10 protein-coding genes are annotated in these 15,163 nt (G+C 60.6%); 5 read left to right on the forward strand and 5 right to left on the reverse strand.

Going from position 1 to position 15,163, the window contains the following annotated elements; genetic code table 11:
- A partial coding sequence (locus ACYJRZ_RS22250; protein ID WP_459462616.1) for a hypothetical protein occupies nt 1-186 on the reverse strand: 186 nt, incomplete at its 3' end.
- 69 nt (nt 187-255) lie between these two features.
- On the opposite strand from ACYJRZ_RS22250, the gene ACYJRZ_RS22255 reads away from it, so the two are divergent.
- The 3 genes from ACYJRZ_RS22255 to ACYJRZ_RS22265 all read left to right on the forward strand — a co-directional run bounded on the left by ACYJRZ_RS22255 (nt 256) and on the right by ACYJRZ_RS22265 (nt 1,770).
- On the forward strand, nt 256-564 hold the full coding sequence (locus ACYJRZ_RS22255) for a hypothetical protein (protein ID WP_459462618.1): 309 nt from the start codon (nt 256-258) through the stop codon (nt 562-564).
- A gap of 186 nt (nt 565-750) precedes the next feature.
- Nucleotides 751-1,209: a helix-turn-helix domain-containing protein gene (locus ACYJRZ_RS22260; protein ID WP_459462620.1), complete on the forward strand. Its 459-nt coding sequence runs from the start codon at nt 751-753 to the stop codon at nt 1,207-1,209.
- Between the two features lie 321 nt (nt 1,210-1,530).
- On the forward strand, nt 1,531-1,770 hold the full coding sequence (locus ACYJRZ_RS22265) for a hypothetical protein (RefSeq protein WP_459462622.1): 240 nt from the start codon (nt 1,531-1,533) through the stop codon (nt 1,768-1,770).
- Nucleotides 1,771-1,959: 189 nt separating this feature from the next.
- On the opposite strand, the gene ACYJRZ_RS22270 is transcribed toward ACYJRZ_RS22265, so the two are convergent.
- On the reverse strand, nt 1,960-2,628 hold the full coding sequence (locus ACYJRZ_RS22270; RefSeq protein ID WP_459462624.1) for a TetR/AcrR family transcriptional regulator: 669 nt from the start codon (nt 2,626-2,628) through the stop codon (nt 1,960-1,962).
- Nucleotides 2,629-2,729: 101 nt separating this feature from the next.
- On the opposite strand from ACYJRZ_RS22270, the gene ACYJRZ_RS22275 reads away from it, so the two are divergent.
- Both ACYJRZ_RS22275 and ACYJRZ_RS22280 read left to right on the forward strand, forming a co-directional pair.
- Complete coding sequence (locus ACYJRZ_RS22275) at nt 2,730-4,034, forward strand: efflux RND transporter periplasmic adaptor subunit (RefSeq protein ID WP_459462626.1); 1,305 nt, start codon at nt 2,730-2,732, stop codon at nt 4,032-4,034.
- Nucleotides 4,035-4,043: 9 nt separating this feature from the next.
- Nucleotides 4,044-7,196, forward strand: a complete 3,153-nt coding sequence (locus tag ACYJRZ_RS22280; protein WP_459462628.1) for an efflux RND transporter permease subunit — start codon at nt 4,044-4,046, stop codon at nt 7,194-7,196.
- A 181-nt stretch (nt 7,197-7,377) separates the two neighbouring features.
- Here ACYJRZ_RS22280 and ACYJRZ_RS22285 read toward each other — a convergent pair whose 3' ends face one another.
- The 3 genes from ACYJRZ_RS22285 to ACYJRZ_RS22295 are packed head-to-tail and all read right to left on the reverse strand — an operon-like array spanning nt 7,378 to nt 15,112.
- Nucleotides 7,378-10,485 (reverse strand): efflux RND transporter permease subunit, encoded by a 3,108-nt coding sequence (locus tag ACYJRZ_RS22285; protein ID WP_459462630.1) that lies wholly within the window; start codon nt 10,483-10,485, stop codon nt 7,378-7,380.
- Entirely contained in the window at nt 10,482-13,601 is a 3,120-nt protein-coding gene (locus ACYJRZ_RS22290) for an efflux RND transporter permease subunit (RefSeq protein ID WP_459462631.1), read from the reverse strand. Before ACYJRZ_RS22290 ends, ACYJRZ_RS22285 begins: the two co-directional genes overlap by 4 nt.
- Entirely contained in the window at nt 13,598-15,112 is a 1,515-nt protein-coding gene (locus tag ACYJRZ_RS22295; protein ID WP_459462633.1) for an efflux RND transporter periplasmic adaptor subunit, read from the reverse strand. Before ACYJRZ_RS22295 ends, ACYJRZ_RS22290 begins: the two co-directional genes overlap by 4 nt.
- Nucleotides 15,113-15,163: the final 51 nt, after the last annotated feature.

A 15,163-nucleotide genomic window follows, 5' to 3' on the forward strand; every position in this document is an offset into this window, starting at 1 on the left:
TCCATTTGTGTACCGGCACCGATTGACGGCGGCCCGGTACGCGCTTCCTCCTGAAGCAGGAAAGACATGCACGCCCAACCTGTCATTGAACTGAAAGTACTCTTTGGCTATCGCCTGTTGGCTTCGAATGCGTGCGGTTTGCCGCAGCGGCGACGGAAAGCCCGATTTTCGTACAACGAGAAGCATTCCTCCGTCTTGGCATTTCCCGCATCGCGACTATCTAGGAAGGAACGCTTTCGTTGGGAGGGATCAACGATGAGGATCATTGCCGCAGCCCTTGTTCTGATGATGATCACGATAGCGGGGCCGGCATCGGCGATTTCCCGGTACGAGTCGCTTGGCAAGACCTGTGCATCGGTGCAGCAACTTATCGCGGCCGAACGTGCGGTGATACTACGCTATCCATCGTCCCGTGGCGGCCCCGTTCTCTACGACCGCTATGTAGCCGGCCGCGGGCAATGCGACATCTCCGACTATGCTAGCCGCTCTTACGTTCCCACGAAAGATAACCCGCTCTGCCCTGTCTACAGTTGCAAGCCGTCCTCGATCTTCAATCCGCATTGACGCGGATCGGCTTTTCTGCAGTTTATGCGGACAACGGGCTATAAAAACTTTGCAGCAAAAGACCTTTAGTTGAGTTACACTCATATTTAACGCACATTTTGCGGGCAGATGAAGGACGCGTCCCTTCCCGAGAAGGGTACGAGCATGGTGTTTCCACCAGCCCCTAAGTGATAAGGAGATTGCGCAGTGAGTGCAAAAGTACCGAATCCGATCGATGCCTATGTAGGCTCTCGCGTGCGCACGCGCCGTCTCATGCTTGGCATGAGTCAGGAGCGGCTTGCCGAACAGATCGGCGTGACGTTTCAGCAGGTACAGAAATACGAAAAGGGCACCAATCGCATCGGCGCGAGCCGGCTGCAGGCCATTGCCGGCGTGCTGGCCGTACCGGTTGCCTTCTTTTTCCAGCAGGACAATTCACAGCCGCTGAACACTGATGGCCTTGGTGCGATCACTGGTCTGGAGGATCTGTCGGATTTCCTGACGTCCAAGGAAGGCCTGAGCCTCAACAAGGCATTTATGAAGATCACCGATCCCAGCATTCGCCAGTCCGTGCTGACGCTGATCAAGTCATTGGCAAATGCTTCCGATGTTCTGCCAAGTCACATTCCGCATGTAACGGACGTGTCGGCCGCCTTGCGCAACTAAGGCTGCGCCTGCCGCAAGAATGGCGATCCGGCCGATCCGAGGCAAGCCGAAAGACGATGCTTTGGACCGGCGGAGGATTACTGCGAAAATCGACGTGCGAGGTCGATCTCGCCAATCAAGTGATCCGCTAAGGTTGGTCCTCGCTGCAATTTTCCCCGCGCCTGACCCTTTAGAAGCAGTAAGGGCAGAATTTTGCCGCAACCAAGCGTCGTGTCACGCTGCATGTCACGCGCCAAGCTGCAAAACATTCGTTACGGTTTCCTCATGTTCCCGGCCAGACACGATTCGTCTGCCGGGGACGGGGGCAATAGAGGGTACGAAATGACAGCAGCACTTCCGATCGACGGAGCATACCAGGATCCTGAGTCACTCAAGGAACTGGCATCAATCGCTCGGCTTATCACCTATGCACGGCAAAGCGCCAAAAACCTGAACGCGGAATTCCCGGTCTGGTGCCTAGATTTGGCGCTCGGGGCCGTGCTGCAGGAAATGTATGAAAATGGCTTGCCCAATCCCTTGTTCGAAGAGGGAACGGACACAGCAAAAGTGGTGGCACACTGAATTCAAGTAATTCCGGCCCTTGCCGGATAAGGAATGATGCCGGTATGGCTCCCCAGGCCATATCGGCATTTTTCTTATGTGGTGAGTCGGGACGACGAGGTTAGCGCATGCCGCGCAGAGCCGTAACGGCTTTGCGACAGCAACATGTACAAACTCGAAGCCCAAGGATTTTAAAGATCGCGGCGCGGTTTAGCAGCTGCCCTTGCGCGGCCGGACGCCGGCAGCAAAGATTGCGATGCAATGACGCAGATGGCGCAGCCGCATTTCGCGGTCCGTCCAATCCTTCGGACGGCCCGGCCTCGAGATCATCGCATCGAAGATCATGCTCATCAGCATGCGCGCACCGCTTTCCGCATCGGCAATCTCGATCATGCCGCGCCGCTGTTGCTCGAGAAGCCAATCCGCCAGCATCCGCTGCGATTGCTTGCCGCCGTAAGTGTGCAGCAACATCGCGATCTCCGGAGATTGCTGCGATTCACTGATGACGAGATGAATAAAAGCGTCCCGTTCACGCTCCTGATCTTCATCGATATCTATCATGAATATCTGCTCGAGCGCCTTGTCGAACGGCAAGTCCTCGTCCTCCGGCCGCGGCAGGGCCAGCATGGATGCGCGATGCTCGGCGATGATGGCCACAAACAGATCGGTCTTGCTCGGAAAGAGCCTGTAGAGGGTCTGTTTCGAAATCCGGCATCGGCTAGAAACCAAATCCATGGTTGTGCCGGCATATCCGAGTTCGTAAAAGATCGCGCGCGCCTCTCGGACGATCTCCGCGCGGCGCTCCTCGTCGGTCACGGTTTTCGGACGGCCGCGCGGACGGCGTTTGGCAGCTTGGTCTGTTCGTTCCTTTGTCAGCACGCCGTCTCGATCCCCACAACCGAATACGATTGACATTTGACGCTGTATAAATATTTTCAGTACGACTTGGTACTATAAATAAGGCAACAGGAAATAGCAACGTGCGAAAGCCCGCTCCTCCCACTTCTGCGCTCGCATATCCGGTGACAACCAACAGCCTTTCAATCGGCCGCTCTTCGCTGACCGCCGCAGGATTGATTGCTGCGATGTTGCTGGCTGGCTGCAACCAGCAGAATTCCGCGCAAAACAATGCCCCCGTCGTCAAGACAGAGGTCAGCGCGATGTCGCTGCATCCGCAATCCGTCGCCATCACCGCCGAGCTGCCGGGCCGCACCAGCGCCTATCTTGTCGCCGAAGTGCGCCCGCAGGTCGGCGGCATCATCCGCAGCCGCAATTTCAAGGAAGGCAGCGAAGTCAAGGAAGGCGACGTGCTCTACGAGATCGATCCGTCCTCTTACCAGGCGTCCTATGACAGCGCCGCCGCCGCCTTGCAGAAGGCGCAGGGCGCCTTGCCGAGCGCGCAGTCGAAGGTCGATCGCTACAAGAGCCTCACTCAGCAGGACGCGGTCAGCAAGCAGAACCTCGACGACGCGATTTCCACATTGGCCCAGGCCAATGCCGACGTGGCATCCGCAAAGGCTGCGCTGGAAACGGCACGCATCAATCTCGACTACACCAAGATGCGTGCGCCGATCGGCGGCCGCGTCGATGCCTCCACGGTCACGGTCGGCGCTCTCGTCACCGCCGATCAGACGACTGCGCTGACAACCATCCGTCAGCTCGATCCGATCAATGTCGATGTCACGCAGTCGAGCACAAACCTGCTTGAATTCCGCCGCGCCGTCGCGGAAGGCCGCCTCAAGACCAGTGGAAACAACGTTTCCGTACATCTGACGCTCGAAGATGGCAGCCAGTACAAGGAAACCGGCACGCTGCAGTTTGCCGAATCCTCCGTTGCGGAAACGGTCGGCACGATCACCGTCCGCGCTGTCTTTCCGAATCCGGATCGCATCCTGCTGCCGGGCATGTATGTTCGCGCCACCATTCAGGAAGGCATTGCCGAAAACAGCTTCCTGGTGCCGCAGCGCGCCGTGACGCGCAACACGAAGGGCGAACCGATCGCCATGTTCGTGACCGCGGATGGCAAGGTGCAGCAGCGTGTGTTGAAGGTGGAACGTAGCATTGGCAACAGCTGGCTTGTCAACCAGGGCGTCGCTGACGGCGACCGCGTGATCGTCGAGGGCGTTCAGCGTGTCCGTGATGGTCAGGAAGTGACTGTTTCTCCGGTAACGATCGACGATGCAACCGGCGAAGTGAAGCAATCTGCCGCCGATAGCAAGCCGTCTTCGGAGCAGGCCGGCCTTGAAAAGACCGATGCGAAAGCCGCCTCCGGCGTCCAGAAGTGAGGTTAGACGATGTCTCGTTTTTTCATCGACAGGCCGATCTTTGCCTGGGTGATCGCAATCGTCATCATGCTGGCGGGCGCACTTTCGATCTTCTCGCTGTCGATTTCGCAATATCCGCAAATCGCGCCGACGACCGTTAGCATCAGCGCCACCTATTCCGGGGCTGACGCGGCAACCGTCGAAAACTCGGTGACCAAGGTCATTGAGCAGGGCATGACGGGTATCGACAACCTCGACTACATGACCTCGACCTCGACCTCGACGGGCCAGGCCTCGATCTCGCTGACCTTCACCAACAAGGCCGATCCCGACGTCGCGCAGATGCAGGTGCAGAACAAGCTGCAGCTCGTCACCGCACAGCTTCCGCAGACCGTGCAATCCACGGGTATCGTGGTTTCCAAGTCGACGTCGAACTTCCTGATGGTCGTGGGCTTCGTGTCGACCGACGGCAAGCTCAACTCGAACGACCTTGCCGACTATGTCGACAGCACCCTCAACGACACGCTGAAGCGCATCGAGGGCGTCGGTAACACACAGATCTTCGGCTCCGGCTACGCGATGCGCATCTGGCTCGATCCAGACAAGCTTGCCAAATACCAGCTGATGACGTCGGATGTCGTGTCTGCCATCCAGGCACAGAACTCGCAGGTCTCGGCCGGCCAGCTCGGTGCATTGCCACAGCGCAAGGGCCAGGAACTCAATGCGACCGTCACGGCCAAGAGCCGCCTGCAGACGCCCGAGCAGTTCAACAACATCATCCTCAAGAGCCAGCCGAACGGTTCGCTGGTTCGCCTGAATGACGTCGCCTCGGTCGAACTCGGCGCCAAGAGCTACACGACGTCCAGCACCTATAACGGCCATCCCTCTGCCGGCCTCGCCGTGATGCTCGCCTCGGGCGCCAACGCCATCAACACGGCGGAAGCGGTCCGCACGACCATCAACAATCTCAGCCAGACGTTGCCGCCGAATGTGGAGATCGTCTATCCCTACGATACGACGCCCTTCGTGAAGCTGTCGATCGAGGACGTTGTCAAGACGCTGTTCGAAGCGATCGTACTCGTCTTCATCGTCATGTTCGTCTTCCTGCAGAACATCCGCGCCACGCTCATCCCGACGCTTGCCGTCCCGGTCGTACTTCTCGGCACCTTCGGCGTGCTGGCGCTATTCGGCTACTCGATCAATACATTGACGATGTTCGGCATGGTGCTCGCCATCGGCCTGCTTGTCGACGATGCCATCGTCGTTGTCGAGAACGTCGAGCGCGTGATGGAGGAAGAGGGACTGTCGCCGCGCGAGGCGACGATTAAATCGATGCAGGAAATCACCGGCGCGCTAATCGGCATCGCTACCGTGCTTTCGGCCGTGTTCATCCCGATGGCCTTCTTCTCGGGTTCGGTCGGCGTCATCTACCGGCAGTTCTCGGTGACGATCGTCTCCGCGATGGTGCTGTCCGTCATCGTCGCCCTCATCCTGACGCCTGCCCTTTGCGCCACCATTTTGAGAAAGCCCAAGCATGGCGCCAAAGAGCGCGGTCTGTTTGGCTGGTTCAACCGCAACTTCGAGCGGGCAACGCATCGCTACCAGCGCGGCGTTCACGGCATGATCCGCCTCAGCATCGTCTTCCTGCTGATATTTGTCCTCGTTGGCGGTGCCGTTGCGGCTCTGTTCAACCGCCTGCCGAGCTCCTTCCTGCCGGATGAAGACCAGGGCATTCTGCTGACCGCCATTCAGCTACCGCCAGGCGCCACGGATTCACGCACCAAGGCCGTGCTCGACCAGGTGAGGGACTATTATCTCAATACCGAGAAGGATTATGTCGAAGGTGCATTCGCTGTCGCCGGCTTTGGCTTCAGCGGTCAGGGCCAGAATGTCGGCCTCGTCTTCGTGAGGCTGAAGGATTTCGACCTGCGCAAGACACCGCAATCCAAGGCGCAAGCGATCGCGCGCCGCGCAATGGGCGCTTTCTCGAAGATCAAGGACGGGAACGTCTTTGCGCTGGCGCCGCCGGCCATCCCCGGCTTCGGCAGCTCGAGTGGCTTCGACTTCTTCATCAAGGATATAAACGGCGCGGGTCATGCGGCACTCATCGCTGCCCGTAACCAGTTGCTGGGGGCGGCCGCCAAGAATCCGAAGCTCTTCGGCACTCGCCCGAACGGCCAGGAAGATACGCCGCAATTCTCCTTGAACATCGACGAGGAAAAGGCGAGCGCTCTGAACATCAGCCTGGCGGATATCGACTCGACCCTGTCGACCGCCTGGGGCGGCACCTATGTCAACGACTTCATCGACCGTGGTCGTGTGAAGCCCGTCTATGTTCAGGCCAACAAGGATTTCCGCATGCAGCCCGAGGATTTCGGTCGCTGGTACGTGCGCAACTCCAGCGGCGACATGGTGCCCTTCTCGGCCTTCTCGAACGGCGAATGGAATTACGGTTCGCCGCGCCTGGAGCGCTATAACGGCTCCTCCGCCGTCGAAATCCAGGGCGCGGCCGCGCCGGGCGTCTCCTCCGGCGATGCCATGAACGAGATCGACAAGATCATGGCGAGCCTGCCGCCGGGCTTCAGCCACGAATGGACGAGCCTCTCGGCCCAGGAAAAGCTCTCGGGCAACCAAGCGAGCCAGCTCTACGCCATCTCCATCCTGGTCGTGTTCCTGGCTCTTGCCGCTCTCTATGAGAGCTGGTCGATCCCGCTCGCCGTCATGCTGTCGGTGCCGATCGGCATCTTCGGCGCGCTCTTGGCCGCAACCCTGTTCGGCCAGTCGAACGACGTCTACTTCAAGGTCGGCCTTTTGACGACCATCGGTCTGGCTGCAAAGAACGCCATCCTGATCGTCGAATTCGCCATCGAGCAGCAGAACCAGGGCAAGAACCTGATCGACGCCACGCTGGAAGCATCGCGCCAGCGCCTGCGCCCGATCCTGATGACCTCACTCGCCTTCATTCTCGGCGTGCTGCCGCTGGCGATCGCCAATGGGGCGGGTTCCGGCAGCCAGAACTCGATCGGCATCGGCGTCATGGGCGGCATGATCTCGGCAACCGTGCTCGGTATCTTCTTCATCCCGCTGCTCTTCGTCTCCGTCCGCCGCATCTTCAAGGGCAGGATCGGTCCGGTGACCACACAGGAAACGCCGGCGACCGATAGCGGTACCACGACGCATTAACGAAACACCGCCCGCCCTCGGTATCGAGAAGCGGGCGGTGTCCTCAATGAAAAAGGCTCCCGGATTACCGCGGGAGCCTTTTTGGTTTTACAAGTTTCCTCTCCCCTCGAGGAGAAGTGGACACCGCAGCGACCTCATTTCATATGCGCCGGCCGCGCTCCTTGAGAGAGTGTGTGGCTCGTTAGCTCGACGAAGCAGGAGCCGCCGCCGTGGCTTGCGCCTTCGGCGACCATTTTGCGTGCAGCTTGGCAAGCATCAGGTAGATGATCGGCGTGGTATAGAGCGTCAGCACCTGCGACACGACAAGGCCACCGACGATGGTGATCCCGAGCGGGCGGCGCAGCTCCGCGCCGGGGCCGGTTGCGATAATCAGCGGAATGGCGCCCATAAGTGCTGCAAGCGTCGTCATTAGGATTGGGCGGAAACGCTTGAGGCATGCCTCATAGATGGCTTCTTCCGAAGGCAAGCCGAGCGTGCGCTCGCCCTGCAGGGCGAAATCCACCATCATGATGCCGTTCTTCTTAACGATGCCGATCAAGAGAATGATGCCGATGAAGGCGATGATCGTCAGCTCCGTGCCGCTGATCGCAAGTGCCAGCAGCGCGCCGAGGCCGGCCGAGGGCAGTGTCGAGATGATCGTCAGCGGGTGTGCTAGGCTTTCATAGAGAATGCCGAGAACGATATAGACCGTCAGCAATGCCGCCAGGAGCAGCAGGGGCTGGCTGCCGGACGACTGGGTAACGCTCGCCGCATCGCCCGCGAAGTCCGCATGCAGCGTATCGGGCAGATGCATGTCGAGTACCGCCTTCTGGATGGCGTCGTTCGCGACCTGCAGCGGCGTATTGAGCGCCAGATTGTAGGAGATGGTGACGGCGGGATATTGGCCTTGGTGATTGACCACCAGCGGCGCCAGCGTCCGGTCGATGGACGCCACTGCGCTCAGCGGCACCTGCGTGCCGCCGGAGGCCGGCACGTAAAGCTTGGAAATATCGTGGGGATCGAGCGCATAGTCGGGATTCGCCTCCAATACGACACGATATTGGTTGCGCTGCGTATAGATCGTCGAGATCTGCCGCTGCGCGAAGGCGTTGTTGAGCGCTGAATCGATGGACTGGATGCTGACGCCGAGCTGAGAAGCGAGAGTACGATCGATATTGACGGTCGCCTGCAGGCCGTTCGGCTGCCTGTCAGTGGCAACATCGGTCAGCTCGTGAAGGGTCTGCAGGCGTTGCATCACCTTGGGCGCCCATTGCACCAGCTCGTCGTAGTTCGCACCCCAGATCGTGAATTGATATTGCGATTGCGACTGGCGCGCGCCGGCGCGGATATCGCCCGGCGAAAACAGGAATGTGCTGAGGCCTGGAACCGCCATCAGCTGCTTGCGGAGCCGATCTATGATATCGGCGGTCGGCGCACGCTCCGATTCCGGCTTTAGCGAGATGAAAAGCTGGCCACGATTGACGGAGCTGGAAAAGCCTCCCCCGCCGACAGAAGAGCCGACACCCGACACCGCCGGGTCCTTGGCGACGATATCCGCCGCCTGCTGCTGGAGCTTCACCATGGCCGGATAAGAAATATCGGTCGCAGCCTCCGTGCCGCCCTGTATAAAGCCGGTGTCGTCCTGCGGAATGAAACCTTTCGGAACCTTGACGTAGAGATAGCCCGTCATGACCACGCAAGCGATGATGACGACGACCGAAAGGAGGCGGTGATGCAGCACAGCCCGCAGCGTGCGGCCGTAAAAGTTCGTAACGGCGCCAAGCGTCCCCTCGACGATGCGACCGAACGGGCCTGGTCGAGCATCGATATCGTGCTGGCGCAGGCGATGGCCGCAGATCATCGGCGTCAGCGTGAGGGATACCAGTGTCGAAACGACGATGGTGAAGCCGAGCGTCAGTGAGAAGGTCTGGAAGAACCGGCCGACGATACCGCCCATGAAGAATAGCGGGATGAAGGCGGCAAGCAGCGACAGGCTGATCGAAACGACGGTAAAACCGATCTGCTTCGCCCCTTCGAGTGCTGCCCGCATGGGCTTCATGCCGTTTTCCAGATTGGAGTAGATGTTCTCGATCATGACGATGGCGTCGTCGACGACAAAGCCGACGGAAACGGCAAGGGCCATAAGGGAGAGATTGTCGATTGACAGCCCGAAGAGCCACATCGCGGCAAAAGTGCCGGCAAGCGACAGGGGCACCGTCACGCCGGCGGCAAAGGTCGGCATTGCCCTTCGGAGGAAAACGAAGACCACGGCCATGACCAGGCAGATTGTCGCAAGCAGCGTCCATTGCATATCGTTGACGCTGGCATGAATCGTCGTCGTGCGGTCGGAAAGGATGGAAACATTCACTCCGGCCGGAATGAGCCGCTTCAGCTCCGGGATGAGCTGCTTGACGCCGTCGACGGTGGCAATGACGTTCGCGTCCGCCTGCTTGGTGATGTTGAGCAGCACAGCCGGCTTGCCGTCATACCAGGCATCCGAGCGGCTGTTGCGTACACCTGGCTCGACAGTGGCGATATCCGAAAGGCGAACCGCCGTGCCATCGCCGCTGCGCACCACGATCCGCCCGAATGCTTCCGGCGTCTTCAACTGGCTGTTGACAGCGACGGAGAAAGCGCCGCCGGCACCGTCGATGGAGCCGAAAGGACCGAGCACGTTGGCATTGACGATCGCTGTACGGACGGCATCGAGCGACAGGCCCATCGCCGAAAGCCGATCGGGATTGAGCCTGACACGCACCGCCGGCTGGTCGGCGCCACCGACCGTCACGCCGCCGACTCCATCCACCTGCGAGATGCGTTGGACGACCACCGTATCGGCTGCATCATAGATGGCGCTTGCTGGGACATTGTCCGATGTCAGTGCGAGAATCAGAACGGGAGCCGCCGCCGGATTGATCTTGCGAAAGGACGGGAGAGTGGGCAGATCGCCGGGGAGGTCCGTCGCAGCCGCGTTCAATGCCGCCTGTACATCCTGCGCGGCACCATCGACGCTGCGCGACAGGTCAAACTGGATGATGATCGTGCTCGATCCGAGCGAGCTGACGGACGTCATTTGAGTGACGCCGGCAATGGTTCCGAGGTGACGCTCCAGCGGAGAGGCCACGCTCGCCGCCATACTGGCCGGATCGGCCCCGGGGCGGCTTGAGGAAACGACGATGGTCGGCAGATCGACAGTCGGCAGGCTTGCAACCGGCAGGAAGCGATAGGCAACGATGCCGAGGATCATCAGCCCGATCGCCAGAAGCGTCGTCCCGACAGGGCGTTTGATAAACGGCTCGGAGATATTCATCTCTCGTCACCCGCCAATTCGTTCATCTCGACGCTCGGTGTGCCGCTGGTGCGGCCGACGACCTTGGCGCGCAGACGCTCGAAGGCAAGATAGATCACCGGCGTCGTATAGAGCGTCAACAACTGTGAAAGCACGAGGCCGCCGATGATGGTGATGCCGAGCGGAATGCGCAATTCTGCGCCCGTGCCCTGCGCCAGCGCCAGCGGCAAGGCCCCGAAGAGCGCGGCGAGCGTCGTCATCATGATCGGCCGGAAACGCAGGATCGAGGCTTTCAGAATGGCCTCGCGCGGCTCGAGACCTTCCTTGCGCTCCGCCTCCAGCGCGAAGTCGATCATCATGATCGCATTCTTCTTGACGATACCCATCAGGAGCACGATGCCGATCAGCGCGATGATCGACAGGTCCTGCCCGAACAGCATCAGCGCTAGCAGCGCGCCGACACCGGCCGAAGGCAGCGTCGAAAGGATCGTCACCGGATGGACGGCGCTCTCATAGAGTAGGCCGAGCACGATATAGATCGTCACGATAGCCGCCAGGATTAGCCAGGGCTCGCCCGCGAGCGACGAGGCGAACTCCTCGGCATCGCCGGAATATTTGCGCTGGATATTGTCGGGCATGCCGATGTCCAGCTCCGCCGCCTTGATCTCGGCGACGGCATCGCTGAGCGACGCGCCCTTGGCGATGTCGAAGCTGAGCGTCACGGCCGGAAACTGCTCGTCATGGCTGATGACCAGCGGCGCGGTCGTGAAACTCGCCGTCGTAAAGGCGTTGAGCGGCACCTGGGTGTCGCTGGCACCGGCGACATAGAGCTTGTCGAGGGATTTCGGGTCGGATTGATATTGTGGCGCAGCCTCCAGAATGACGCGATACTGGTTGGCCTGCCCATAGATTGTCGCGATCTGCCGCTGGCCGAAGGCATCATTCAAAGTATCGCTGACGGCCTGCATCGACACGCCGAGGCGCGAGGCGGTCTCGCGATTGACGTCGACGAAGATGCGCCCGCCACCCATCTCCACTTCGGAGGCGACATCAATCAGCTTCGGGCTTTCCTGCAGCCGCTGCGCGAGCTTCTGCGACCAGTCGACGACCGTGTTCGTGTCCGTGCCCGTCAATGTATATTGATAGGGCGCACGGCTGGCTCTGGTGCTGATCGAGATGTCGCGCACGCTCTGAAAGGTGACGTGAATGCCGGGCATGCCTGTCACCTCGTCGCGCATCCTGTCGATGATCTGATCGGCGGAGGCGGTACGCTCACTGCGCGGCTTCAAGACGAGGCTGAGATTGCCGGTATTCAGCGTTAGATTGCTGGCGCTGGCACCGATGACGGCAACGACGCCGGTAACATCCAGATCCTTGCGCAGCCGGTAGGTCACGTCAGCCTGGATCTGCTTCATGGTTTCGAAGGAGGTCGTCGGCTCGGCCTCGATCACTGCTGTAATCAGGCCCGTGTCCTGAGCCGGCAGGAATCCTTTGGGGATGACGACATAGAGCGCGATCGTCGCAGCCAGCGTCACCACAGTTACTAGCAGCATGAGGCGGCTGCGATCCACGGCCCAGACAAGGCTGCGCCGATAGCCTTCGACCATCCAGTCGGTGAAACGGTCGGCGCCGGCCAGAAAGCCGCCCTGATGCTCTTTCGGCTTGCGCAGGATGCGCGCACACATCATCGGCGTGAGTGTCAGCGAGACCACGGCCGACACGACCACGGCAATGGTGAGCGTCAGTGCGAATTCGCGGAACATACGGCCGACAATGCCGGTCATGAACAGCAACGGAATGAAGACGGCCACCAACGAGACGGTGAGCGAAATGATCGTGAAGCCGATCTCGCCGGCGCCCTTCAGGGCCGCCTGCATCGGGTTTTCGCCCTCTTCGATATGGCGGGCGATATTCTCGATCATCACGATAGCGTCGTCGACGACGAAGCCGGTGCCGATCGTCAGCGCCATGAGCGAGAGATTGTCGAGGCTGAAGCCAGCGAACCACATGACGCCGAAGGTCGCGATCAGCGACAGCGGCAGCGCAACACCGGCAATGAAGGTCGCCGTCATCGTCCGCAAGAAGAGCAGGACGACGAGGATGACGAGACCTATACTGATGACCAACGTCCATTGCACATCATGGATCGAGGCGCGGATGGTCTCCGTGCGATCATTGACGATATCGAGAGAGACGCCGGCCGGCATCGCCTGCTTCAGCTTCGGGATCTGCTTCAGGACATTCTCGACGGTCTGGATGACGTTGGCGCCCGGCTGGCGCATGATATCGAGAATGACGGCGGGCTGTCCCTGATACCAGGCGCCGACACGGTTGTTTTCCAGTCCTTCGACGACAGTCGCGACGTCCTTCAACTGCACTGGTGCGTTGTTGCGATAGGCGACGATGACCGATTTATAGACGTTCGGATCGACGATCTGGTCGTTGGCGGCAAGCGTGAAGCTTTGCTGCGTGCCATCGAGCGAACCCTTCGCGCCGGCAACGCTTGCACCGGTGATGGCGGTGCGGATATCCTCCAGGGCAAGACCATAGGAAGCGAGACGCGGCAGATCCACTTGGATGCGGATGGCGGGTTTGACGCCGCCCTGGATGTTGACGTCGCCGACCCCCGACACTTCGCTCAAGCGCTGCGCCATCATGGTATCGGCAAAATCACTGAGCTCGCGAATTGAATAGCTGTTGGAGCGCAGCGCCAGGGTCACGATCGGCGTATCGGCCGGGTTCACCTTCGAATAGGTCGGCGGATAGGGAAGCGTGCGTGGCAAGGTCGAGCCGGCAGCGTTGATCGCTGCCTGCACGTCCTGAGCCGCACCATCGATATCGCGGCCGAGATCGAACTGCAGCGTAATCTGGCTGATACCGAAGGCGCTCGATGAGGTCATCGACGCAAGCGACGGGATCTGGCCGAGCGGCCGCTCCAGCGGCGCCGTTACCAGCGCCGCCATCGTATCCGGATCGGCACCTGGAAGCTGCGTCGTCACCTGGATCGTCGGGAAATCCACCTGCGGCAGCGGCGCGACGGGCAGAAAGAGAAAGCCGAGAATGCCGCCCAATAGCACCGCCACCCCGAGAAGCGAGGTGGCGATCGGTCGGGAGATGAAGAGCGACGAGACGTTCATTGCTGCTGCGTCGGCGTAGCGGAAGAATTATTGGCGGCCGAGCCCCCGCCCGTATCCGCGCCCGGCGCGCTGCTGGCGCCAGGCTGACCATCCTGGCCGCGATGGCCATTATGGCCGCCGGCACCGCCCTGCCCACCTTGGCCGCCCTGGCCGCCGTTTCCACCTTGGCCATTGTGGCGGCGATGCGGACGTTCGCCCGCATTCGCGGTGCCTGGAGCAGCATTCTGTTGGTCGTTCTCTGCAACAGGCTGTCCGTTATTGTCGGGTGCCGGAGCAGCCGGCGACGCCTGATCCGGATTGGTCGAAATCTGCACTTTCGATCCATTTTGCAGCCGTGCAAAGCCCGTTGTCACAACCTTGTCGCCGGGCGTCACGCCATCGGCGATGACGGCAAGCGTATCGTCCTGCTGTCGCACCTTCACCGGCTTCATCGCAACGGTCTGATCCTGGCCGATGATATAGACGAAAGTGCCGTTCGGCCCGCGCTGCACGGCGCCGCTCGGGATGACGGTGACGCCCTTCAGCGTCTCCACGAGCAGTCGGGCGTTGACGAAGGCGCCGGGCCATAGCGCGAGCTTTTCGTTCGGAAAATTCGCCTTCAGCTTGACGGTGCCGGTGGTGGGATCGACCTGATTGTCGACCACACCGAGCGAACCATTGTCGACCACCGTCTCGCCGTCGTTGCCCAAGGCCTGGACGGAAAGCGTTCCGGCCGCACTTGCCACATTGACGCGGGCAAGCTGTTGCTGCGGAATGGAAAACAGCACGGAGACCGGCTTGATCTGCGAGAGCGTCACGATACCGGTCGCATCGGACGAACTGACGAGATTGCCGACATCGACGTTGCGGATGCCGGTGCGCCCATCGAAGGCTGCCCTGATCGTCGTATAATCGAGCGTTGCCTGCGCACTCTCGATGGCAGCCACATCCGCCTGGACCTGCGCGGTATATTGCGCCACTAACGAGGTCTGCGTATCGACCTGTTGCTGCGTGCCGGATGCGCTCTTCACCATCGTCTGGTAGCGGGCTAGATCGCGCTGGGCACCCGCGAGCAGAGCTTCGTCCTGCGCCTTCTTGGCGATCGCCTGATCGAGCTGCGCCTTATAGACGGAATCGTCGATGCGGGCGATGACGTCGCCCTTCTTGATGTCCTGGCCCTCGACGAAATTGATTTCGACAATTCGTCCGCTGACCTGCGGGCGCACCGTCACTGTATTCAGGGCCTTCACCGACCCAACACCATTGATGTACACGGGCACATCGGCGGTCGTCGCATCGGCGGCCAGCACGGGAACCGGTCCACTGAACTGCGACATGCTGCGCCGCCTGCCGCCGCCCTGCCCCTGACCGCCGCGGCGCTCACCCTGGGCTTGCTCCCCCGGCGCGGTCGCGCTCTGATAACCGAGTAGTTTCTCCGCCGGCGCAAGCCAACGATCGCGGGTCACATAGGCGCCATACGCGACTGCGCCAATCACTGCCAACCAAACGACGACCCGAAACGTCCGAGCCATTCATGCACCTTTCTTCAAAGCCCGGGTGATCGGCGATCCCCCGCTATTCAT

The sequence above is a fragment of the Rhizobium sp. No.120 genome, from assembly GCF_054558365.1.

What these genes read in the sequence shown, in the direction of transcription:
- ACYJRZ_RS22255 (WP_459462618.1), top strand. Translation starts at nt 256, where the DNA reads ATGAGGATCATTGCCGCAGCCCTTGTTCTGATGATGATCACGATAGCG.
- ACYJRZ_RS22265 (WP_459462622.1), top strand. Translation starts at nt 1,531, where the DNA reads ATGACAGCAGCACTTCCGATCGACGGAGCATACCAGGATCCTGAGTCA.
- ACYJRZ_RS22280 (WP_459462628.1), top strand. Translation starts at nt 4,044, where the DNA reads ATGTCTCGTTTTTTCATCGACAGGCCGATCTTTGCCTGGGTGATCGCA.
- ACYJRZ_RS22285 (WP_459462630.1), bottom strand. Translation starts at nt 10,485, where the DNA reads ATGAATATCTCCGAGCCGTTTATCAAACGCCCTGTCGGGACGACGCTT.
- ACYJRZ_RS22290 (WP_459462631.1), bottom strand. Translation starts at nt 13,601, where the DNA reads ATGAACGTCTCGTCGCTCTTCATCTCCCGACCGATCGCCACCTCGCTT.
- ACYJRZ_RS22295 (WP_459462633.1), bottom strand. Translation starts at nt 15,112, where the DNA reads ATGGCTCGGACGTTTCGGGTCGTCGTTTGGTTGGCAGTGATTGGCGCA.